Origin of the sequence: Stanieria cyanosphaera PCC 7437, from assembly GCF_000317575.1 — a bacterium.
GTDB lineage: Bacteria > Cyanobacteriota > Cyanobacteriia > Cyanobacteriales > Xenococcaceae > Stanieria > Stanieria cyanosphaera.
The window spans coordinates 964,621-988,864 of sequence record NC_019748.1 but is presented as its reverse complement, the minus strand read 5'-3'; the positions used below and the strand labels follow the sequence as shown (position 1 = coordinate 988,864).

17 protein-coding genes and 2 pseudogenes are annotated in these 24,244 nt (G+C 37.1%); 10 read left to right on the top strand and 9 right to left on the bottom strand.

Annotated elements, in window-relative coordinates:
- Position 1 precedes the first annotated feature (1 nt).
- The 4 genes from STA7437_RS04315 to STA7437_RS24675 form a co-directional block, all read right to left on the bottom strand.
- The gene (locus tag STA7437_RS04315; RefSeq protein WP_015192150.1) at positions 2-1,222 is read right to left on the bottom strand and encodes a glycosyltransferase family 4 protein; all 1,221 of its coding nucleotides are present in this window, start codon (positions 1,220-1,222) and stop codon (positions 2-4) included.
- A 3-nt stretch (positions 1,223-1,225) separates the two neighbouring features.
- The gene (locus STA7437_RS04310; RefSeq protein ID WP_015192149.1) at positions 1,226-2,503 is read right to left on the bottom strand and encodes a glycosyltransferase family 4 protein; all 1,278 of its coding nucleotides are present in this window, start codon (positions 2,501-2,503) and stop codon (positions 1,226-1,228) included.
- Positions 2,504-2,516: 13 nt separating this feature from the next.
- On the bottom strand, positions 2,517-3,899 hold the full coding sequence (locus tag STA7437_RS04305; protein WP_015192148.1) for a glycosyltransferase family protein: 1,383 nt from the start codon (positions 3,897-3,899) through the stop codon (positions 2,517-2,519).
- 706 nt (positions 3,900-4,605) lie between these two features.
- The gene (locus STA7437_RS24675; RefSeq protein ID WP_015192147.1) at positions 4,606-5,145 is read right to left on the bottom strand and encodes a hypothetical protein; all 540 of its coding nucleotides are present in this window, start codon (positions 5,143-5,145) and stop codon (positions 4,606-4,608) included.
- 350 nt (positions 5,146-5,495) lie between these two features.
- Between STA7437_RS24675 and STA7437_RS04295 the strand changes: the two genes are divergently transcribed.
- From STA7437_RS04295 to STA7437_RS04270, 6 genes are all read left to right on the top strand, one after another.
- Positions 5,496-8,198, top strand: coding sequence for an MGH1-like glycoside hydrolase domain-containing protein (locus STA7437_RS04295; protein ID WP_015192146.1), 2,703 nt, complete (start codon positions 5,496-5,498; stop codon positions 8,196-8,198).
- 383 nt (positions 8,199-8,581) lie between these two features.
- Positions 8,582-10,165: an FAD-dependent oxidoreductase gene (locus STA7437_RS04290; RefSeq protein ID WP_015192145.1), complete on the top strand. Its 1,584-nt coding sequence runs from the start codon at positions 8,582-8,584 to the stop codon at positions 10,163-10,165.
- A gap of 19 nt (positions 10,166-10,184) precedes the next feature.
- Positions 10,185-11,699, top strand: a complete 1,515-nt coding sequence (locus STA7437_RS04285) for a GMC oxidoreductase (RefSeq protein ID WP_015192144.1) — start codon at positions 10,185-10,187, stop codon at positions 11,697-11,699.
- 217 nt (positions 11,700-11,916) lie between these two features.
- Positions 11,917-13,566: an alpha-amylase family glycosyl hydrolase gene (locus STA7437_RS04280; protein WP_041619749.1), complete on the top strand. Its 1,650-nt coding sequence runs from the start codon at positions 11,917-11,919 to the stop codon at positions 13,564-13,566.
- A 193-nt stretch (positions 13,567-13,759) separates the two neighbouring features.
- Positions 13,760-13,918 carry a YqaE/Pmp3 family membrane protein gene (locus tag STA7437_RS25375; RefSeq protein WP_015192142.1) on the top strand — a complete coding sequence of 53 codons (159 nt, stop codon included), beginning with the start codon at positions 13,760-13,762 and terminating at the stop codon, positions 13,916-13,918.
- A gap of 60 nt (positions 13,919-13,978) precedes the next feature.
- On the top strand, positions 13,979-14,902 hold the full coding sequence (locus STA7437_RS04270; RefSeq protein ID WP_015192141.1) for a mechanosensitive ion channel family protein: 924 nt from the start codon (positions 13,979-13,981) through the stop codon (positions 14,900-14,902).
- A gap of 54 nt (positions 14,903-14,956) precedes the next feature.
- On the opposite strand, the gene STA7437_RS04265 is transcribed toward STA7437_RS04270, so the two are convergent.
- The 3 genes and pseudogenes from STA7437_RS04265 to STA7437_RS04255 all read right to left on the bottom strand — a co-directional run.
- A complete protein-coding gene (locus STA7437_RS04265; protein WP_015192140.1) occupies positions 14,957-15,706 on the bottom strand; it encodes an alpha/beta fold hydrolase in 750 nt (249 codons plus the stop codon).
- Between the two features lie 96 nt (positions 15,707-15,802).
- Positions 15,803-16,138, bottom strand: a complete 336-nt coding sequence (locus STA7437_RS04260; protein ID WP_015192139.1) for a hypothetical protein — start codon at positions 16,136-16,138, stop codon at positions 15,803-15,805.
- A gap of 18 nt (positions 16,139-16,156) precedes the next feature.
- Positions 16,157-16,959, bottom strand: a pseudogene (locus tag STA7437_RS04255) (chlorophyll a/b binding light-harvesting protein); the annotation flags it as partial.
- Positions 16,960-17,321: 362 nt separating this feature from the next.
- Between STA7437_RS04255 and STA7437_RS04250 the strand changes: the two are divergent.
- Positions 17,322-17,885 (top strand): annotated as a pseudogene (locus tag STA7437_RS04250) (photosystem antenna family protein); the annotation flags it as partial.
- A gap of 165 nt (positions 17,886-18,050) precedes the next feature.
- Here STA7437_RS04250 and STA7437_RS04245 read toward each other — a convergent pair.
- Complete coding sequence (locus tag STA7437_RS04245) at positions 18,051-18,305, bottom strand: hypothetical protein (protein WP_015192137.1); 255 nt, start codon at positions 18,303-18,305, stop codon at positions 18,051-18,053.
- 304 nt (positions 18,306-18,609) lie between these two features.
- Entirely contained in the window at positions 18,610-19,872 is a 1,263-nt protein-coding gene (locus tag STA7437_RS04240) for a glycosyltransferase family 4 protein (protein WP_015192136.1), read from the bottom strand.
- A 291-nt stretch (positions 19,873-20,163) separates the two neighbouring features.
- On the opposite strand from STA7437_RS04240, the gene STA7437_RS04235 reads away from it, so the two are divergent.
- From STA7437_RS04235 to nuoH, 3 genes are all read left to right on the top strand, one after another.
- On the top strand, positions 20,164-21,462 hold the full coding sequence (locus STA7437_RS04235; RefSeq protein WP_015192135.1) for a helix-turn-helix transcriptional regulator: 1,299 nt from the start codon (positions 20,164-20,166) through the stop codon (positions 21,460-21,462).
- 194 nt (positions 21,463-21,656) lie between these two features.
- Positions 21,657-22,910: an HhoA/HhoB/HtrA family serine endopeptidase gene (locus STA7437_RS04230; protein WP_015192134.1), complete on the top strand. Its 1,254-nt coding sequence runs from the start codon at positions 21,657-21,659 to the stop codon at positions 22,908-22,910.
- Positions 22,911-23,125: 215 nt separating this feature from the next.
- A complete protein-coding gene (gene nuoH, locus STA7437_RS04225; protein ID WP_015192133.1) occupies positions 23,126-24,244 on the top strand; it encodes an NADH-quinone oxidoreductase subunit NuoH in 1,119 nt (372 codons plus the stop codon).

Here is a 24,244-nt window from a genome sequence, read left to right as displayed (position 1 = left end):
TTTACCTAAATCCTCCTACTAGTTGATTAACATTCGCTAAGGTTAGGATTTCATGAGCGATCGCATCCCAAGTATGATTTTGTAAGACAGTATGACGAGCCAAATTACCCAGACTCATGGCTAGTTCTGGCGATCGCCATAGTAGTTCCAAAGCATTGGCTAATGCCTCTGCATCCCCAGGAGGGCAAAGTATGCCATTAATCCCGTCTTCGATTAAATCAGTAAGTTGTCCAATCGAACTAGTGACAACAGGTAATCCTGCTGCCATGTATTCATAGACTTTGAGGGGAGAAAAATAAAAGTCACGACCGACCTGGAGTCGAACTCCAGGTCGCAAGCGTGACCGTTGGTCGGTTCGTTCAGGGTACGGAGCAACCGCCACGTTCATCGAAGCTAGCAATCCTGGAATTTGATTAGGGGTAACAGCACCTGTAAAATGAACGGCAGATTGTAAATTTCGTGCCAACAAATCAGCTTCTATTTTTTCTCGTTCGGGACCATCGCCGACAATTAAAAGTCTTGATTGGGAAACTCGTTGATGCAGACGAGTAAAAGCATCGGTCAAAATTGATAGACCATGCCAGGGTTTCAAACTACCGACAAATCCTACGACAAAAGTTTCTGAATTGGTAGGAAAAGTGGGAAGTAGAGGTGAAGCGAACCTCTCGCAATTGACACCATTAGGAATAACGTGGATTTTTTCGGGACTTACATAGTTAGTTAAATAATTTTTAATTGGTGCAGAAACAGCCACAATCTTACTCGCTGCGGTAAAGACTCGTTGGGCAACGCCTTCAGCACTTTTGCAATAGATTAATCCTCGATGCTTTGCCTGTTCTTCAATTAAAGGTGCATTAACTTCTAAAATACCTGGAATTCCTTTGGCTCGGGCATATTCCATCCCGCTAAAACTCCAGAGAGAGTAACGTTCGTAAATTAGATCAAATGAACCCGCTAGTTCAAGTTCTAGCTGTAAATCTGGATTGACTGCTAAAGCGACTTTTTCTCGCATTGACTGCTCTCCTTTAGGAATAGGAGGCAAGCGGTAAACAGGAATCTGAGCTAAGTCTTCAGGGGGATGATCTCCTAAGCGAATCGCAAACAAAGTCACTTGATGACCAAGTTTTAATAGCGATCGCAATATTTCTTGCACATGGATTGAACAACCTTTTTGACCAAAAACTGGAACGCCTGGATCGGCGCAAATATAGGCAATACGCATAAATTAAACCTCCTGAAGTATTTGTTGATTAATTTTTGTATTGGTTGATTGGAATAACGTCCGTAAAGAAGCGGTGTTGCGGTGAATGTCGAATAAATTTTCAATCAATTTTCTTGCCTGTAATGATAATTGTTGCCGTTCAGTAGCATTGTTTAAAAGTTGTTTGAGAGCGTGAGCTAAAGCTTCGGCGTTGTGTTGAGGCACTAGTAAACCAGTTTCTTCGTGTCGAACAATTTCTGGAATTCCTGTGACATCAGTAGCCACACACGGTGTTCCCAATGCCATTGATTCTAATAGTACCGTTGGCAAACCATCTCGATTACCGTCTGAACCAATTACATAAGGGGCAGCAAAGGCAGATGCCTGCTGGATAGATTCAAATACTTCATTTTGTGGACGAGGGCCAACAATTTCGACAACTGAATCTAACTGTAATTGTTGAATGTGTTGCTGTAATTGTTTTTGAAGTGAACCTGTTCCAATAATTTGACAGCGAAATTCACAACCCCAATCTTTCAGCTTGGCACAAGCATCCACTAGAATTAATACGCCTTTTTTCTCAATCAGTCGACCAACAAAAACGATTAATGGTGAACGATGCAAAGGGGAATGATAATTTAACTGTGATAAATCTAAGCCGTTATAAATTCGTTGTACCCGCTCCGCAGCGGTATCATAAGTGTCTTGAAGATACTTAAGGTTGAAATCGCTGACGGTAACAACGGCTGAAGCATCACTGAGTTTGCGACGTAAATCTTCATAATCAACGCTTTCGTGAAAGATATCTTTGGCGTGAGCAGTGAAGGTGTAGGGAACACCTGTAAAGTGAGAAGCAAGACGAGCGACACTAGTTGCTACTGTACCAAAATGAGCGTGGAGGTGAGTAATGTTTTTCAATTGCACTTCCCGTGCTAACCAGGCAGCTTGATAAACAGTACTAGCTCTTTCCCCAAACCCTACGCCCAACTTTGACCACAAATTGGGTAGGACTCGACTAGCTTCTTGTAACTCTGCCCAAAAATAGCTGGCTGCCGTAGGTGCTAAACTGTTGAGTGATTCGCTTTTACGTCCTTGTGCTGGTCTGCGGATGTAATGAACAGGGGCGCGTACCTGAGAAATAATGTTTTGAAAATGGGTATCTTCAGGAGGACGCAGGGCAAAGATTTCAATTTCAAGTCCTACCGCTTCGTGAGCCAAAATCTCATTGACCACAAAGGTTTCAGAATAACGGGGATAGCGTTTCAGTACATAACCAACGCGCATCGGTTTTTGGAGCGACATTTTTCTTCTTAACTTAAATAGAGTGATGAGTATGAGTAACAGCAAGCATTTCGGCTAAAAATTGTGGGATACGAGTTAAACCGTTGAGATCTATCTGATCTCTTACTTTTGGTAAATGCTCTGGTTTTTTTAACCACTTGCTTAAATTGCTAGCATTAAGGCGGTCGGGATGTAACATATCAACTAATCCCATTGCTTGTAAACGTTCGGCACGTACCAACTGTTCTTGACGAGGTTTAATACGAGGTACGATCAGAGCTTGTTTTTGAAATGACAGAATTTCACAGGTAGTATTGTAACCGCCCATAGCAATAACACGGTCTGCTTGCTTCATCAGCAACGTTGGTTCAGGAAAATAATCTAGTAAAAATAGGTCGGAGCGTTTGTTTATCCTAGCTTGGATGCGTTGGCGAACTTCTTGTGGCATAAAAGGTCCAGTCAAAATCAAACCGTAAGCATCGGAGGGCAATTTAGTTCGAGCAAAAACTTCTGCTAGCTGCGCTCCATCTTGTCCTCCACCAACCACACACAAAATTAAACGTTTTGATGGTAGATTAAGAGATTTAACTGCCTGTTTACTGGCTTCATCACTAAATTTTAAACGCGCTGTTTGATCTAAATAACCCAGATAATGAAATTTGGCACTTGTTTCAGGGGCTAACTGATATTCTTTTACTGGATCATAAACATTAGCATCTCCATACACCCAAACGGCATCGTAATAGTTTTGAATCACTTGCTCGTTATGAGAACGTTCCCAATCTCGACGAATAACGCTTGATTCATCTAAAACATCGCGTAAACCTAAAACACAATAAGTTTGTTTACTATGGCGTAAATATTCTAAAGTCGAATCAAGTTCTTTCATTGCTCCGCGTGGCACATTGTCTACGATCAAAACATCGGGTGCAAAAGTTTGGATGGTAGTGCGAATTACTTGCGATCGCAAATTAATAATTTCTGATAACGAAAGATCTAAACGTCTTGATTGATACTGTCCGTCGCTCTTTTTATATAATGCTGGCAGTGTCAGACAATCTATCCCTGGTGGCATAGAAAAATTATTTGCCTCGGACATTCCACTAATCATCAAAATGTCTGCATCAAGATTAGAAGAACTAAGAGTTTGCATAATCAAGAGATTACGACGTTTGTGTCCTAATCCCATCGTGTCATGGGAATAAAGAGCGATTCTCAATTTTCTTCGGCTATGTTTTGGTGAATTATTGGGAAATGTTGGCAATTCTTGGTTGTTGTTCCAAGTTTTTAGATCCCTTAGTTGTGTTAATCGTGAGACAGGATGAATATTTATCTCAGAGCGGTCATCTAAATAGATTGAGCGCAGCTTTGGATTTTGTTGTCTTTTGAGAGTTAATAGAGAAGATGAATTTTTCATAAACTTTCCTAGTAATAAAATAAATTTGGGTAATGCTTGAGGAAAGCGATCGGGCTATACTAATAGGTATGCACCAGTTTATAAAAATAATCTCAATAAATAATTGTTTATTTTTTTAGTCGATTTAAGTGCTATTCAAGCCAAAACAATAGCTTTTGTATCTTTTTAAATTATTAAAAATATTAGATTTAAGTTTATTTTTTTTGACAAGAATGGTGTGAGTCTAGATTAATTGATTAATTGCTTTTATCCTCCTAAAAATCTTGCTTAGGTTATAAATTTAAGAAAAGTTTATTTCTTGATTAATTTCAGTTTAATAAGGTTGTATAAAACCACCATAAGAGTTTGATGAGAATTTTTTCATCTTGAAAGAAATTGTTTGAGATTAAGAGCAAAATTTATCTCATACTTGGCGGTGGAAGAAGATAGAACAAGACAGATAGAGATTTTAATTTTGTCTTGATTTCTAAGTAGAAAAAATGTACTAAAATATTAGTATGAATTTACTGAGAATAGTTGCTCACTAACAGTAAATCTCTTAAAAAATGATTAACTAAGGTAATATTTTTGTTCCCATCCAATTAAGAAATTATTTAAAAGAAAAAAAAATAGGAGAATAATTTACTCTCCTACTGTGGGTTTTAGCCAAAAATTTAATTTTTGTGAATTTAAGGAATCTTTAACAATTTAATTAATTTGCACCAATTTAAGGTGTTGATTCTGGTTCAGTTTGATTTTGATCTAACTCCTGACTAGATTGATTATCTTTTTCTGGAGACTCTACTGGATTTTTAGTTGGTTCGGTTTGTTCTTGATTAGATTTTTCGGGTTCTTGAATGATAGGAATAGTAATCGAGTTTTCAACAGGTTGAGATTCAGTTTGAGTAGGAGTAGGATTACTAGGTTGTGCTTGAGGTACAGGTACAACTTCTTGAGTTTTTTCGATTGTTCTTTCAATAATAGTAGTTTCTTTATCAGGTGTATTTGGTTCTTCTATTTCAGTAGATGTTGAGTCATTAGGAGATAAAACAGGTTCATTGTTACCATTAAATACAAAGAAAGCAGCTACTCCTAATCCAGCAAGAATAGCTAATAAAAATCCTAAAACTAATCCTGCTGAAACACCATTACTTTGGCTAGCTCTTGTTTCTGTTTGCAAACGATTTTCTGTTGCTCTACCTTGATAATAACCATCGCGATAAGATTGTTCTGATTTAGTTTTATTTGGATTGTTTGGTGTAGTCATAATATTTATTTAATGAGTTAAATTGAAATTAATGAAACAAGTAATTGAGTTGGAATTAAAAATAAAAAACTAATCTTTTTTAATTAGATAGTCAGAGAATAACAACATTTTCAACTAGTATCTTCTAACTTTAGACGGATTAAATATTTAAAGATTTGGTAAACTTAATTATTAAAGTTGTATATTTGTATCAAAAATAATTAAAGCATCCAACTTAGGATTAGTTTTAACGCATAAAATGTCTAGCTTAAGGATGATTGGGTTTGACATTGATTTACATATTCTTAAATAAGACAATTTTGATTATTGTCAAACTTTTCAAGTTCAATAAATTAACAATTACATTAACAATGTCAACATCTGAGCAATTAACTCAAGAAGAAATTAGATTAAAACAAGACCGAGAAAGACAAGCTTATTGGAGACGTTGGGGTTGTTATTTAAGCGATCGCTCTTGGGGAACAGTCAGAGAAGATTATAGTAAAGATGGTTCAGCTTGGGAATATTTTGATTTTGAACAATCTCATTATCGAGCTTATCGTTGGGGAGAAGATGGTATTGCTGGAATTTCTGATAACCATCAAAGATTGTGTTTTGCCCTAGCTTTTTGGAATGAACAAGACCCTTTTTTAAAAGAAAGATTATTTGGTTTAAGTAATAGTCAAGGTAATCACGGTGAAGATGTCAAAGAGTATTATTTTCATCTTGATAATACTCCAACTCATTCTTATATGAAGTATTTATATAAATATCCTCAGCAAGCTTTTCCTTATGAACAATTGCAACAAGAAAATCAAAAGCGAGGATTAAAAGAGCGAGAATTTGAGTTGATCGATACAGGTATTTTTGATGATCATCAATATTTTGATATCACAGTCGAATATGCTAAAGCCACTGACGAAGATATTTTAATTAATATTCACGTTACCAATCACAATCGTGAAACTAAAAGATTACATTTATTACCCACTCTTTGGTTTCGCAATATTTGGTCTTGGGGTTACGATGTTGAAAAACCAAGATTAAAAATATACGATCGCAATGATCAATTTAGTACCATTGAAGCTGAACATCCCGATCTAGGAAAGAGATGGTTATATTGCGAACAGCCAGTAAGGGCGTTGCTTCGCCCCCTTCGGGAACGCGAAACGCCCTTACTGTTTACCGAAAACAATACCAACTATCAACGTTTATCAGGAGAAAAAAATCAATCTCCTTATGTTAAAGATAGTTTTCATCGGTATGTAGTTCAAGGAGAAAAATCAGCAGTTAATCCTGATCATATCGGCACAAAATTTGCTGCTTACTATACTTTAGAAATTGAAGCAGGAAAAACCACTACAATTCAATTGCGACTTTGTAACAATCCTGAGTTAGAGTTACCTTTCGGACAAGAATACCACGATACCTTTCAAACTCGTTTTCAAGAAGCAGAACAATTTTATCAACGCATTTCTCCCTATGAAAAAGATCCAGAATTACGCAACGTTCAAAGACAAGCCTTTGCAGGATTACTATGGAATAAACAATATTATCATTATGTTATTGATACTTGGTTAGCAGGAGATCCTGGACAACCATCACCACCAGAAGAACGTAAACAAGGAAAAAATAGTGATTGGGTACATCTTCATATTGATGATGTGATTTCGATGCCCGATAAATGGGAATATCCTTACTTTGCAGCTTGGGATTGGGCGTTTCATCTAATTCCTTTAGCAGTGATTGACATCGATTTTGCCAAAAAACAATTAGATCGTTTGACTCGTGAGTGGTATATGCACCCTAACGGGCAATTACCTGCTTATGAATGGGATTTTGATGGAGTTAATCCCCCAGTTCATGCTTGGGCAGCTTGGCGCATTTATACTATTGAACAGAAAAGATATGGACGTTCGGACAAAAAGTTTTTAGAAAGAGTATTTCAGAAACTACTATTAAACTTTACTTGGTGGATCAATCGACAAGATAAGGATGGCAATAATGTCTTTCAAGGTGGTTTTTTAGGTTTAGATAATATCGGCGTGTTCAATCGTGGCGATGAATTACCGACAGGCGGTAAACTATCTCAATCAGATGGTACAAGTTGGATGGCAATGTTTTGTCTCGATATGCTAACCATCGCTTTGGAGTTGGCATCGGATAATGAAGTTTACGAAGATATTGCCAGTAAATTTTTTGAACACTTTCTTTATATCGTTGAAGCGATGAACCATATTGGGCCAGAAGGTTACACACTTTGGAATAATGAAGATGGTTTTTATTATGACGTTTTAGATTTACCCAATGGAAACAATATCGATCTCAAAGTGCGATCGCTTGTAGGTTTAATTCCTCTTTTAGCAGTTACTATTATTAAAAGCGAGACTTTTGAGAAGTTATCAGGATTTACTAAACGAGTTAATTGGTTTATTAACAATCGTCCCCATTTAAGTCGTAACATAGCTTGTATGGAAGGTTGTGGTCAAAATTCTCGTCGTTTATTAGCCATAGTAGACCGAGATAAGTTGCGTCGCCTTCTCGAAAAAATGCTCGATCAAACCGAATTTTTGAGTGATTATGGCATTCGTTCCCTTTCTCGTTATCACGCCGAACATCCTTACACTTTTCAGGCAAATGACGAAGAATATCAAGTAGGTTATGAACCAGCAGAATCTCAAACTGCGATGTTTGGTGGTAATTCTAATTGGCGAGGACCAATTTGGTTTCCCATTAATTATTTATTAATCGAAGCATTGCAGCGATTTGATTATTACTATGGTGATGATTTTAAAGTCGAATGTCCCACAGGTTCGGGAAATCTAGTATCTCTTTGGGAAGTAGCTTTAGAACTAGAAAGAAGGTTAATTGCAATTTTTCAAGCTAATGAATCCGGATATCGACCCGTTTACGGAGATTTTGAACAATTTCATGACTCCAATTGGCAAAATTTAATTCTCTTTCATGAATACTTTCATGGAGACAATGGCGCAGGATTAGGTGCTTCTCATCAAACTGGTTGGACAGCTTTAATAGCAAAATTGATTATGCAACGCAGCGAGTACGACAGGTAACAGTTATCAGTTATCAGTTATCAGTCACCAGTTACCAATTTTTTACTTTTTACTTTACTCATAACAATCAACCATTAACATAAGCGAAGCGCACTACCGTAGGTCTCAACCATCAACAATGAACAGTGATCAGTAAAGACTAAGCGGTGCTACGTCTCTACTAATTTAATTTATATACAAATCTTTCCTTCAAAATGTATCTAAAGTTAGATGTTTTTCTAATCAACAATCCCACTATATATTTAAATACAAATTTATTTAATCTTATTCTTACTTCTTAGATGAGACTAGAGCTAGATACATAAATACTTAATTATTTTTAACAATGAAGGTTAAGAATTTTTGCCGAAATTCTTGAAAAGTAATTATAGATTCAATTAAACATGAAAGAAATTATAGTAGCTAAAACTACAGATTTACGGGATGGACAGATGCAACAAATTCCCGTAGATGATTCGCAAATTTTATTAGCTAAAATTAATGGTAAATTTTATGCGACTGGGGCATTTTGTACTCATTATGGCGCACCTTTAGCTAAGGGTGTTTTACACGAAGAAAGAGTAGTTTGTCCTTGGCATCATGCTTGTTTTAATCTAACTAACGGTAATCTTAAAGAACCACCTGCACTGAACGATTTACCTAGCTTTGCTGTCAGAATTGAAGGGGAAAATGTCCTGGTACAAATACCGAAAGAAATTCCCGATGGTTGCACACCAACAATGGTTGATTATGATTCTGAAGATAAGCGCGTCTTTGTCATAATTGGTGCTGGTGCGGGTGGTTCGATAGCAGCAGAAACTCTTCGTCAGCAGGGATTTCAAGGAAAAATAGTTTTAATTAGTCAGGAAGCCAATTTACCTTATGACCGTACTAAACTAAGTAAAAATTATCTTCAAGGCAAAGCTTCAGAAGATTCTTTACCTCTACGTTCCTGTGAATTTTATCAAGAACATGACATTGAATTACGTTTTGGTCAAGCAGTAACTAAAGTAGATACATTTACTAAAACTATTACTTTGGCAGACAATTCTACTCTTCCCTACGATGCTTTATTACTTGCTACGGGAGGTAAAGCGAGAAAACTAAATATACCTGGGTCAGATTTAGATCATGTTTTTACTCTACGACAAGTTGAAGATGCCCAAGATATTCTTAAGACTGTTAAACAAGCTAAAAAGGCTGTGGTTATTGGTTCTAGCTTTATCGGTATGGAAGCAGCAGCGAGTCTAAGACAACAGGGTATTGAAGTAACGGTAGTTTCTCCTAGTTCTGTTCCTTTTGCCAAAATTCTTGGGGAAGAAGTAGGTAAGATGTTCCAACAACTCCATCAAGAAAAGGGAGTGACGTTTTATTTAAAAACCAAAGTAACCGAGTTGCAAGGTGACGGTAAAGTCGAAACGGTAGTTTTAGACAATGGCGAACAAATTGATACAGATTTAGTCATTGTGGGAATTGGTGTAGAACCTATCACAGATTATTTAACAGGAGTAGAATTAGCTGAAGATCATAGTATTCCCGTCAGCGAATACTTACAAGCAGCAGCACCAGATTTATATGCAGCAGGGGATATTGCTACTTTTCCTTATGCACCTATGGGCAAACCTACTCGAATCGAACACTGGCGATTAGCAGCCCAACATGGACGCACCGCTGCTTATAATATGGTTAATCCTAGACCAATCAAATTTGATGCGATTCCTTTCTTTTGGTCGGGACAATATGACCTCAAGTTGCGTTATGTCGGACACGCTACTGAATGGGATCAAATTGCACTTGATGGTGATTTAAAGAAACAGGAATTTCTCGCTTTTTATGTTAAAGATGATCGGATTCTTGCTGTAGCAGGATGTGGAAGAGATCAAGACATTGCTGCGATCGCTAAATTAATGAGTTTAAACCAAATGCCTGACGCAGACCAAATTCACAGTACTGATTGGGTAGAAAAATTAAAAACTATTAATAATTAATTACTAATCAAAGATAACTATGACGCAACACTACGATTTGATTATTATTGGTACAGGTGCTGGTGGTGGCACTCTTGCTTATGCCTTAGCAGCTACAGGTAAACGCATTCTTATTTTGGAAAGAGGTGGATATTTACCTAGGGAAAAGGATAATTGGAATCCTGAAGCGATTTTTCAAGACCACAAGTATCAAACTCAAGAACAATGGTTAGATCGAGATAACCAAGTTTTTAGTCCTGAAGCTTTTTATAATGTGGGTGGCAATACCAAAGTTTATGGTGCTGCTTTGCAACGTATGCGAGAAGAAGACTTTGGTGAATTACAACATTATGATGGTGTCTCTCCTGCTTGGGAAATTTCTTATAGTGAGTTTGAACCTTATTATCTTCGTGCCGAAAGTCTCTATAAAATTCATGGCATTAGAGGAGAAGATCCTACCGAACCACCAGCTTCAGCAGAATATCCTTTTAAACCATTGCATCATGAACCCCGTATTCAACAGATAACTGATGGATTGGAAAATTTAGGACTTCATCCTTTTCATCTTACTTTGGCATTAAACCGCGATGAAGATTATCCCGCACAGCGTCCTTGCATTCGCTGCGATACTTGCGATCCTTATCCTTGTTTAGTTAATGCTAAATGCGATGCCCAAGTCACTTGTGTCGATCCTGCCTTGCAACATCGTAATGTTGAACTATTAATTAATACTCGGGTAACCAAATTAATAACCGATGCCAGTGGAACAAGAGTAACAGCCGTAGAAGCAGAAAAAGAAGGCGAAATAATTAAATTTACAGCAGATACTTTCGTTGTCTCTTGCGGAGCTATTAATTCTGCTGTTTTACTCCTGAAATCAAAAAGCGATCGCCATCCTAATGGATTAGCTAATTCTTCAGGAATGGTAGGGCGCAATTTAATGTTACACAATCATTCCGCCTTAATTGCTGTTGCCGACCAACCCAACGATACTATTTTTCAAAAAACCTTGGGAGTGAACGATTTTTATTTTCAAGGACCGAATCAAAACTATCCTCTCGGACAAATACAATTGACGGGTAAAGCAAAATGGAATCGATTAAAAGCTTTTATGCCTGATTCTGTACCTCAATCTAGTTTGGAGTATATAGCAAAACATTCAGTGGATTGGTGGTTAACTACAGAAGATTTACCTCGTTGGGAAAACTGCGTTACTGTTAATTCTGAAGGCAAAATCAAAGTTGATTATCAAGCTAATAATCTCAAACCTCACCAAGATTTAATTGATATTTGGACAAATTATCTCAGAAAATTAGATTTTTTCCTATTTTTTGCCAAAAAAATGCCGATTGAAGTCGGTTGGCATCAAGCAGGAACTTGTCGTTTTGGTTCTGACCCCACTAAAAATGTTCTTGACCTCAACTGTCGTACTCACGATGTCGAAAATCTCTATGTGGTTGATGGTAGCTTTTTTCCTGCTATGGGTGCAGTCAATCCTACTTTAACAATTATTGCTAATGCCTTAAGAGTAGCAGATCATTTTAAAAATCAATAGATTTATATTATTTTAAATCTTAAGAGAATAAAAATACCCTATTTGATCTGCATTTCAATCTTTTTTTGTTGATTGCTTATTATCTAATCTGTTAGCAAATTTCATCAACTCAAACATTTCTATGATTCACTCATTCTTGGGATAGATGCAGTGGGCAAATATCCCCAATATATTTAAACTTATCCACCCTGTCTCCACTGGGGTATTGAAAAGAAAGATGGCAAGTTCAATAGAATTTCAATTATTCGCTCCCTATAATAAAGAAGCTAACCTCATTGGTTCTTTTTCCGATTGGGAACCAATTAAGATGGAAAAAGGTGATGACGGTTATTTTAGAAATAAAGTAGAACTTGAAGATGGTGAATATCGCTATAAATTCCAAGTTCGTTCCAAAAGTTGGTTTCTCGAACCAGACCAATGGGTAGATATTATTGATCCTTATGCAACTGATATTGACGAATATACTCAAAATGGAATTCTAAAGATTAAAGAAGGCAAAAAAATTGTTGATACCTACGTCTGGCAACACGATGATAAACCTTTACCTGCCGACCATGAATTAGTAATCTATGAACTGCACGTAGGCGACTTTTCTGGTGGGGAAGATGACCCGAAAATTCGAGGTCGATATCAACACGTTACCGAAAAATTAGATTATTTAATAGATCTGGGGATCAATGCCATTGAATTGATGCCTGTCAAAGAAAATCCTGGTGAGTATAGTTGGGGTTATAGTCCACAACACTTTTTTGCTGCTGAATCTAATTATGGTTCTACCTATGAACTAAAGCGTCTGATTGATGAATGTCATGCTAAAGGCATCCGAGTGATTATGGATGGGATTTACAATCACACCAATACCGATTGTCCTTTGACTCAAATCGATCATGATTATTGGTTTCATCACGAACCCACTGACCCCGATAATAGTTGGGGCCCAGAATTTAACTACGAACATTATGACGAAAATTTAGACCTCAAACCAGCTTGGCAATTCGTCGGCGATACAGTTGATTATTGGGTGAAAGAATATCATATCGATGGCATCCGTTACGATGCTGCCCGCCAACTCGATAATTACGATTTTATGCATTGGATTGTTAATCGCACTAAAGAAGTTGCAGGCAGCAAACCCTTTTATAACATCGCCGAACATATTCCCGAAAATCCTGCCATTACTAACTTAGATGGACCAATGGACGGCTGTTGGCATGATAGCTTTTATCATACCGTGAAAGCTCATATCTGTGGCGATCGCTTTGAGCTAGAAGAATTAAAAAATGTGATTGATTGCAAACGTCAAGGTTTTTTGGGTGCAACTAATGTAGTCAATTACTTAACTAACCATGACCACGAACGCATCATGGCAGAGTTGGCAGATCGTAGTATCTTTGATGAAGCAGCCTTCAAACGATTTAAGTTGGGTGTAGCTTTGTTAATGACTGCCGTTGGTATACCAATGGTTTGGATGGGCGAGGAATTTGGTGATTATCATCCTCTCAGCCAAGAATCTAACAAAATTGATTGGAATCTTCTCAAAAATGACCTTAATAGTGGTTTACAGGCATATTATAAAGGTTTAATTAATTTAAGAAAACACAATTACGCTCTTTATACTGAAAATATTGAATTTTTCTACGAAGACCCTGAGGCAAAAGTATTTGCTTATACTCGTTGGAACGATGAAGGTTCTAGAGTCGTTGTAGTAGCCAATTTTTCTGACCAATATTTAGCTGGTTATACCATACCCAATTTTCCAGATAATGGAACTTGGCATGAATGGACAGGCGACTATGATATCGAAGCTGGAGAAAATCAAATTATGATCGATCTTCCAGAATACGAAGCTAAAGTCTTTGTCAAATAAATTTGTAGGGGCGAATAACCATTCGCCCTGAGCAAAAAATCATACTTAAGATAGATATCAGCGATTGTTCCCGTATTATTTCTAGCTTGCGAAAGATTGATTCAAAAGCTAATTTTGTTAACTTAGTTTAATAACTGAATCTCAGTTGTTAAAATTCTCATAATAAACTTATCTAAACAAATTTAAGTAAATCATGGATCTTGTTCGTCTAATTTTGGCTATTGTTTTTCCTCCTTTAGGAGTATTTCTTCAAGTTGGTTTCACAGTTGATTTAGCAATCAATATTTTATTAACTCTTTTAGGCTACATACCTGGTATCGTTCATGCTGTGTGGATTATTGCCAGAAAATAAATAATCAAGCCTAATACAACTCCCAAAATCTTGCTTGCTTTTAATTAAAAAAATCAACGAATGGAGCGAATAATTAAAACCGTAATCAGTAGTTTACAAGAATTACTGGCTAGTACCATTAAAATTTTACCAGCAATCTTAATAGCTCTGGTTATTATTATGTTAACTCGCTATGTCGCTCAGATGATGAGAGGCATAGCCGAGAAACTAGGAAAAAGAACTTTAAAAAGTAGTTCCTTACAATTACTGTTGGTAAAAACTGCCCATGTAACTACTTGGATTGTAGGAGTATTACTTGCCTGCGTTGTTGCTTTTCCAGGTCTACGTTTAGGTGACATTATTGCTACTTTAGGATTAGGTTCGGTTGCTATTGGTTTTGCTTTTCAAGATATCTTTAAGAATTTTTTGGCAGGAATCTTATTATTGATTCAAGAACCCTTTCACATCCACGATCAAATTATCGTTGGTAATTATGAAGGAACAGTAGAAGGAATAGATCTACGCACAACCAAAATTCGTACTTATAATGGTGAAAGAATTTTACTGCCAAATTCTGAAGTATTCACCAATGCTGTACAGGTACGTACCGCTTTTGATAGTCGGCGAACGGATTTAGCAGTAGGAGTCGACTATAATACTTCTTTACCAGAGGCAAAAGAAATTTTACATCATACTCTTGCTAAAGTAGATGCAGTATTAGACCATCCAAAACCAGAAATAGATTTAGTTGGATTTGGTGAGAGTTCAATTGATTTTGTTGTTCGTTATTGGACTACACCTAGACAGGTAGAAGTAAGACAAGCTCAGACAGAAGTAATTTTGGCAATTAAACAAGCTTTTGATGAAGCGGAGATTAATATTCCTTATCCGATTCGTAGTCTCTATTTTTATAATCAAGACAAATATAACGATTATTTACCATCTCAGCCTGAAACCGAGACAAATGATGGTAAAAATGATTCTTATTCGGTGAGTCAAATTTGATTTAATTAAAGTTATTCTTCAGATCAATTAGTTTTCTTTTGAAAATCGCTTTAGTTAAACTTTGATGAATTGAGAAGCAAAATTATTTTGTTGTTGATCGACTTGATGCCAAAATTCGATTACTTTTCGGCTTACTGGTTCGGGAAAAAAATAGTGAAAGAAATGATGCCCCAAAGGAGTTGTCCACAAAATATCTTCCTCTTTAAAATAATCTTTCCATCCTTTTAAAGCAGAAAGATCGACAATTCCATCATTTTCGCTACCACAAACCATCAGAGGCATCGAAACTCCTTCAGATGAAACACTACTGTGTTGGTAAAGAGAATGAGAAGAAGGAGAAGTATTTAAATCTTGTTTGAGAATTTCAATTAAAGTTCGAGTATTAAATCTATCTTGGCAGCCAAACAGCATTTGTACCATCCGTGCCAGCACAATTTCTTGACTACAAGGCAATAACTTCCGCATAGAATAATAGTGGGCTTGCCAATCGATCGCAGGATGACAACCTACTCCTAATAAAGTTAATGATTTGACTTTGTGAGGATAACGACGAGCGTATAGCAATCCAATTAAACCCCCTGTACTGTGACCGATTAAATTAACTGGCTCGGCAAGGAACTTAAGGTAGTCGTGAAGTAAGGTTAAAGCTATTTCTAAAGAACTTGCTTCATCTTGATGTTGAGAATATTCCCAATAAGCAAGAGGTACGTGACGAGAAAGATGGCGAACCATCCGACCATCAAAACGTTTAAAACTAAAATTAGCATTAATCCAAACCGGTGCTGTTGAGTGAGAACTTTTCATTGTGATTATCATAAATTATGAGAGATTTTTCTGGTTAAGAGGAAAATGCGATTGCAGCGCGCCTCGCCCCTGGGCGAGATCGCTCTTTGGCTTGGTTTAACTGTGTATTGTCTGACAAGGAGAGACAGCACACATTTTTTGCTCACGTTTTTTGTTAGAACAATTTTTACTAAAAACTGTTGAATGATCAGGTTGAGAGCAAGATTTCGCCATAAAGTCACGACAGTTAATTGCTTCTTCTGACATAGCAGTTATAGGATGAACTGTACATTTAAGTCGATAGTCTCCAGTAAAAAAAGGACATTTAGAACAAGGAATTTGATGCAAGCGTTTGAGATAACTGAAAGCTGTTTGCGTAATTTTGATTAACCGCCAACTCAGTACACTCAAAACTAAAAACCAAATACTACCAAAATAAAAAATTTGTAACATATAATCAGTACAAAGTTACAACAAAGCGATCGCGCCTAGACTGTAAGATAAATAAGCTTCTCCAGAATAAACCAGCACTCGACGCGCCCAACCAAAAGGTCTAGTAAGCATATGCCAGAAACCACCAAGGATACAAAGCGAACCAATCCACAAATGACCACCAACTACATCTTCTAGATTGTCTACGGCTGCCATGCCCTCTTCACCAGAAGCCCAAACAGATAGCCAAAAATAGTGATGGGATTTACTGTCGGATCGGTAATAATTCTGACTCCTCCGCCATTAATCGCCCAGGGGTCAAATAATCCACCCCAAAACATAGCTTTAAAAAAAACTAATAAAAATGCGCCTATACCCAGAAAAATCAGATGAATGCCCAGAATACTAGTCATTTTGTCGTCATCTTTCCAGTCATAGCCAAAAAAGCCTGCAAAAGTTCGATTTTCCTCTAATACTTCTGGTCCCAGGAGAGAGTGATAAATTCCTCCTGCACCTAATACGGCGGAAGAAATAAGATGGATTACTCCTACCACAAAATAAGGATAGGTATTAATTACCTCCCCACCATCGCCCACACCCAAACCGAGAGTTGCCAAATGAGGCAAAATAATTAATCCTTGTTCGTACATTGGCTGAGTGAGATCAAAGCGAAATACTTCAAACAAACTCATTGCACCAGCCCAAAATACAATCAAACCAGCGTGGGCTACGTGCGATCCTAATAACTTACCTGAAATATCCTTTAGTCGAGCGTTTCCTGCCCACCAGGGAATATCTGTATAGTCGCCAATTTCTTGAGGACTATTAGTTATGGCGGTCACAGTTACCAACCTCCCTTTCAACTTTATTGAGAATTTAATGCAATTAGTTTTTTGTTTAGCTTACATTAAAAAATCTTTTATTGATAGTTATTCTCTTTTGTATCGAAAAATATAATGATTGCATAGTAAATACAAAAGAAATTTTAATCAAAGCTTGACGACATTAAAGAGTTTTTCGGGTTTTCAAATAGAGGTTAAGACCAAATAATCTAATAACTATTATTGTTGATCATCTCTAGATTTATTAAGTTTTGTCACGATTAAATTTGCAAATAGTTATCAATAATGCATAATTAACTTGTTGTTGTTTTATTGAGAATAATTACTAACAAATTTTGCAAAATTTATCAGGAGGTTTCGTTTTGCACACATACGATCAACCTAGAGTTAAGTATGATTGGTGGGCAGGGAACGCTCGGTTTGCCAATTTATCTGGCTTGTTTATTGCAGCCCATGTTGCTCAAGCAGCCCTAATAACTTTTTGGGCCGGGGCATTTACTTTTTTTGAACTATCAAAATTTGACCCCAGCTTACCAATGAGCGAACAAGGCTTAATTCTTTTACCTCATCTAGCTACTCTTGGTTTAGGTGTTGGCGAAGGAGGACAAGTAGTAGATACAGTAGATACTTACCCTATGTTTGTTGTCGGGGCAGTACATTTAATTTCTTCTGGCGTTTTGGGTGCAGGTGCGCTCTTCCATAATTTCAAAGCACCAAGCGATCTTAAAGAAGCCAAAGGACAGGCTCGTAAGTTTCATTTTGAATGGGATGATCCTAAACAACTGGGTATCATTCTCGGTCATCATTTGTTATTTCTAGGCATAGGTGCATTGCTGCTAGTGGGCAAAGCTATGTTCTGGGGTGGACTATACGATGTCAATATTCAAGACGTGCGAGTAGTCACCGAGCCTACTTTAAATCCTTTAACGAGGAGGCAGAAAGCGCGAAGCTTCAGAAACGTGAAACGAAGGATCAAAGTAACAAATTGATCACTGATAACTGATAACTGAATAATAGTGTACTTTAGTAATCGGATTTAGTATCAAAATTCAAATTAGCTACACCGATATTTTTGTTAAAAAAGACTACAATTATAGCTCTGTCGGTGTTTCAGGAGCAATTTCTCTTTTTTGTTGTTCTTGAGCTAATTGTTGATCGGTAATTAAATCTTCTAATTCTTTAATCTCGACTCCAATTTCTTGACAGGATTGAATAAGATTTTGTTTGAATAAATCAAGATTGTCACCATAGCCACATTGCTTTGCTGCTACTTTTATGCCTTGTTTAGCATTAGCCTTGGCACAATCAATTAATTCTATTCCTTCAAGCATTTTAGTTGATGACATAACTACTCTTTGAGCTAGAATTTCAATTATATTAGACCGAAGAAAATGCTATTTTTAAGCATTATAACAATCTAATCTTCTTCAATCTTAGAAAAAAAAGATTTTTTACATATCTAACTTTGGTGATACTTTTTTGTACCAATTTTCAACTCGGGGTCAAGCATTAGAATAAATGACTTTGCCTGTACAGAAGTTAAAAAATAAACAAAATTTTTAATCTTTTTAGTTTTTATTAAAAAAAATGGGGAGATTTTTCTCCCCATCATGAAAAATTATTGAGATAATCTATTTTCGCATAGCGGTACTAAGCACTGATTAAAGTTAATTCTTCTAAAGCTTCTTCATTCAATGATTCATAAAGATCGCTTAATTGTTGAGCAACTCCATTCCAACTAAACATAGTTTCTACTCTTTGGCGAGCAGCTTTACCTAATTTTTTCTGCCAAGTAGGACGCGATAAAATGCGATCAATCGCTTCTTTAAAAGATTCTTCATCCTGAGGAGGACAAAGTAATCCTGTTTTTTCGTCAGCAACGGTAAATTTCAAACCTCCTACATCTGAAGCAACTACGGGCGTTCCTGATGCCATTGCTTCGATCGCAACTAAACCAAAGGGTTCATAATGACTAGGAACTACGCAGAGATTAGCAGCAGCGTAATAATTAGGTAATTCGTCATGATCGACTTGTCCAGGGAAAGTAGTAAATTCTCGTAACCCTAACTCATCAACAATTCCTTCAATTCTTTCTCTTTCAATTCCGTCGCTTTGTCCAGAACGAGAACCACCAACAATAATTAAACGTATATCTGCTAAACCAGGGAATATTGATTTACCGATCGCTTTAACTAAAGTTTCAATTCCTTTACGCTGGTCAAATCTACCAACATACAATACTACCAGACTTGATTTAGGAATACCTAAACGTAAACGAGCTTCCGAACTTGAGACTGAACCAAAGCGATCAATGTCAGTACCACAAGGAATAATTTCAATTTTACCCTGACTAGAAACGAACTGTCTCATGTGTTCTTGCTCTTGAGGCGAAGTAGCAACAATACAATCTGCTGTTTCTAAACAGGTTTTTTCTACTTCTAAACGAGTTGCAGCAATAGCAGGAATTTCACTCACAGATTGATATTTAATTGCGCCAAGAGAATGATAGGTATGGATTTGTTTGAGGGGTTGGTGTTTTTTCAATTCCATTCCTACCCACGCAGATAACCAATAATTGGTATGGACGAGAGAATATTGAATCTGATTGTCTCTTTGAAACTGCCGTAGCTGGTCAACAAAAGTAGGTAAATATTCAAACAGTTGATCTCTAGGAATAAAAGTTTCAGAACCAGCAACGAGGCGAATAGTGCGACAGTTAGGACTATGTTGAACGATTGAGGATTGCGTAGGGTTGGTCTTACGAGTGAACATATCCACTTGCCATCCTTGTCTTGCTAAAGCTTCGCCCACTTGGCGAACGTAAACGTTTTGTCCTCCTGCTTCTTCTTTACCAATCTCGATCGCAGGGTCGCCGTGAACAGAAATTAGCGCAATACGCTTACCAGCATTCATAATATCGTTATTCTTAACTCGATAAAGTAATTAAATGAGAGTTCAGTCTAAAAAGACTTATTTTTCTCACTTAAGCTACTCATTTAAGCAGCTTTATGCTCACATAAATGAGATTCTCTTAAATATAATTCGCTTGAATGAGATTAGTAATATTTCTTAATATTTTCTTTAGATTTGAACGGAATAAAAGTCTTGCAAAATGATTGGATATCAGCTAATCAATGTTAATGACCTCATTAAAATGAGGTAAGCTGTTAATGTAATATTCACGACCAAGTAAATAATCCGAACATGATCCCTCAAAACTTCATTAAAGCGATCGCATCTGAACATCGCATTTCTAGTGCTGAACTAGAAGTGTTGTCATTGGCGATGGAGGGAGAATCAGTAGCAACTATGGCAGCGAACCTGCACATCAGTGAGGATGCCGTACGGAAAAGACTTAGTGAGGTGTATCAAAAGTTTCAGATTGAGGGACGAGGTCCTGTTAAACTGACAAAATTACAGCAACGTCTGATCAGAAAGTATCAGGAACAAGCAGAGTTATCGACACTTTTGGCACAAGCTAATCATCTTAATCTTCAATCCTCTTCACAACCAACTCAAACTCATAATTATCTCGATTGGGATAGTGCGCCCGATGTTTCCGTATTTTATGACCGCTCTCAAGAACTAGCTATTCTCAATGATTGGATTGTCAATCAACGTTGTCGTTTAATTTCTTTAATAGGAATAGGTGGAATTGGTAAAACTGCTTTAGGAGTAAAAATTGCTCAACAAATTCAGGAACAATTTGATTATTTAATTTGGCGATCGCTGTATCAAGCACCTTCTCTTGATCAATTATTAACTGATATTATTCAAATTTTGCACCCGCAAGGGGAAAAGCATCAAATTAATAGTTTAAATTATAAAATATCTTGGCTAATTACTCATTTTAAAACTCATCGTTGTTTGATTATTCTGGATGGTTTGGAAAATTTACTTTTACCAAAAGAATTAGTAGGAACTTATACTCAAGGCTACGAAAATTACGGTCAATTTTTTCGTCGCTTTGGTGAAGAAAACTCAAAAAGTTGTATCTTAATTACTAGTCGAGAACAAGTCAGAGAAATTTCTTTCTTAGAAGGAGAAACATCTCCTGTTCGTTCCCTAAAAATAGCAGGATTAGGAGAAAACGCTAAGTTATTATTAAAAGAAAAAAAATTGTCAGGACAAGGAAATTGGCAGAGTTTAATCGAAATTTATGGCGGAAATCCTTTACTACTTAAATTAGCAGCTACTACTATTCAAGAAGTTTTTGATGGCAATGTCAGTGACTTTTTAGATGCTACTTTATTTCCTCGCAATGTCACAAATTTTGTGAGAGGAATGTTAAACAGGCTTTCAGATTTAGAACTAAAAATTTTGATTGAAATTGCTAATCAATCACAACCTATTTTGTTAAAAGATTTGATTACAAGTTTGGTGAATATTTCTGGCGGAGATATTATTAGTGCTGTTGTTTCTTTAAGACAGCGATCGCTTGTAGAAAAATCCGCAAATGGGTTTATAGTCTCTCCTGTAGTTCGAGAAGTTGCTCTTAGTTAAGTAATTATTAATTTTCAAATATAGAGCTTGCGACCCATGACTTCTGAATTTAGAAAAATTCTGTTTCATCAAAATTGATTTAACCTCAGCAAGATATTAATTCCCCAAACAAGACTCAACAAAAAGCTATGATCGAAAAAAAATCTTGTATATTTTTTGTTTGATAGATTTTCAATCTTATTAATTTCAACTGTATGGAAAAATCAGGATTTCTAGGCAAAGTAGTTAGTCATTTTGTGGCACTTTTGTTAGGAGTCGGATTAACTTTTGGTGGCATTAAGGTCATGTCCTCTCAAGCTGACCCCCTAACTTCACCTTCTGCGGTTAATCCTCAAAATAATGCTATTGCTCTGCAACTTGATCGTAATCAAGCTCAAACTGCAACCAATTTTGTTAGCTCTGCGATCGCAAAAACGGGACCAGCCGTAGTTAGAATTGATACGGAAAAAACCGTGACCCGTAGAATTGATCCTTTATTTGAAGACCCCTTTTTTCGAGACTTTTTTGGCGATCGCTTCGCAGCCCCGATTCCCGAACAAAGACAACTTCGGGGTCAAGGTTCTGGGTTTATTATCGATCCTAATGGGATTATCTTGACTAATGCTCACGTAGTCAGTCAGGCAGACCGAGTAGTAGTAACTCTCAAAGATGGTAGAGAGTTTGAAGGAAAAGTTCAAGGCACAGACGAAGTAACCGACTTAGCAGTAGTCAAAATTGAACCAAAAGGAGCAGCCTTACCAGTCGCACCTTTAGGAGATTCTACCCAGGTACAAGTAGGAGATTGGGCGATCGCAGTTGGGAATCCGATTGGTTTAAATAACACTGTAACGTTGGGAATTATCAGTACTTTATCTCGTTCCTCGGCTCAAGTAGGAATTCCAGATAAACGAGTAGATTTTTTACAAACCGATGCAGCGATCAATCCTGGTAACTCTGGAGGTCCTTTACTCAATGAAAGAGGAGAAGTAATTGGCATTAATACAGCAATTCGGGCTGATGCCAATGGAATTGGGTTTGCCATTCCAATCAATAAAGCTAAAACCCTCAAAGACACTCTAGCTGCTGGTCAACAAGTACCGCATCCCTATGTGGGCATACAAATGGTTAGTTTAACCCCAGAACTTGCCCGACAAAATAATCAAGACCCCAACTCTGCTTTCTTTGTACCCGAAACAGCAGGAGTTTTAGTTGTCAGGGTGATGCCAAATACTCCAGCAGAAAAAGGAGGAGTTCGTCGCGGAGACGTTATTTTATCCGTTGATGGCGAACCAGTAACCACCGCCGACCGCTTGCAGTCGATTGTTGAAAATAGCGGTGTCAATCACAGTCTTCAATTAGAAATTTTGCGAGGCGGTCTCGGCGGAGCCGAGGCACTGCGTGGTCGCCGTATCCAGCTTAAGGTAGTCACAGCCCAACTCCAAGGTATGCCAAGAACTGCTATAGAATAGTTTTCTTGATTTCCTTTTGCCTGTTGCCCATTCCCCACTTTCAAAGCAAATCAAGTCTTTAGTGACTTTTAATCACTAACATAAGTAAAAATTACTGATTAATCGATCAGGTTAATTGTTGGACAACGATATACTATCCATTGAGAAGGATTAAAAATCTTCACACTTTCTAAATTTGAGCTTAAAGTAACTCAATCTACAAAGCAAAAGCAAATATGAATTCAGGAATCGACCTCCAAGGAAGTTTTATTGAAGCTGTCAAAGCTTTAGGACTTCCCTCTGGTGTAGCACAAGCCCTCTGGTTACCTATACCAATGTTATTGATGCTGATTGGGGCAACAGTAGGAGTTTTAGTAGTTGTTTGGTTAGAAAGAAAAATTTCTGCTGCAGCACAACAACGTATTGGTCCTGAATATGCAGGTCCGTTGGGAGTACTTCAACCAGTAGCCGATGGCATCAAACTTGTTTTTAAAGAAGATGTTATTCCAGCTAAATCCGACCGTTGGTTGTTCACTCTTGGCCCTGTCGTAGTCGTAATTCCTGTGTTTTTATCTTATTTAATTGTTCCTTTTGGACAAAATTTGGCGATTACGGACTTAAATGTCGGGATTTTTATCTGGATTTCTCTTTCAAGTATTGCTCCAATTGGTTTATTAATGTCTGGTTATGCTTCCAATAACAAATACTCACTCTTGGGTGGTTTACGGGCAGCAGCACAGTCAATTAGCTACGAAATTCCCTTGGCATTATCAGTACTCGCAGTCGTGATGATGTCCAACAGTCTTAGTACTATCGATATTGTTGAGCAACAGGCAGGTTATGGCATTCTTGGTTGGAACGTTTGGCGACAACCAGTAGGCTTCATTATTTTTTGGATCGCAGCTTTAGCAGAATGTGAACGTCTTCCTTTTGACCTTCCTGAAGCAGAAGAAGAATTAGTAGCTGGTTACCAAACTGAATATGCAGGCATGAAGTTTGCCCTATTTTACCTTGGGTCTTACGTTAACCTCGTATTATCAGCTCTAGTTTTTGCAGTTCTCTATCTTGGTGGTTGGGAATTTATCGTTCCTTTAGATCATTTAGCTGGTTGGTTTGGAGTAAGTGATACTACTCCTTGGTTACAAGTACTAGCAGCATCTTTAGGAATTATTATGACTTTACTCAAGGCTTACTTCCTAATTTTCATTGCCATTCTTTTACGTTGGACAGTTCCTCGGGTACGAATTGACCAATTACTAGATTTAGGTTGGAAATTTTTACTGCCAGTTTCTTTAGCTAACTTATTAATTACGGCTGCTTTGAAATTAGCTTTTCCTGTGGCTTTTGGTGGTTAG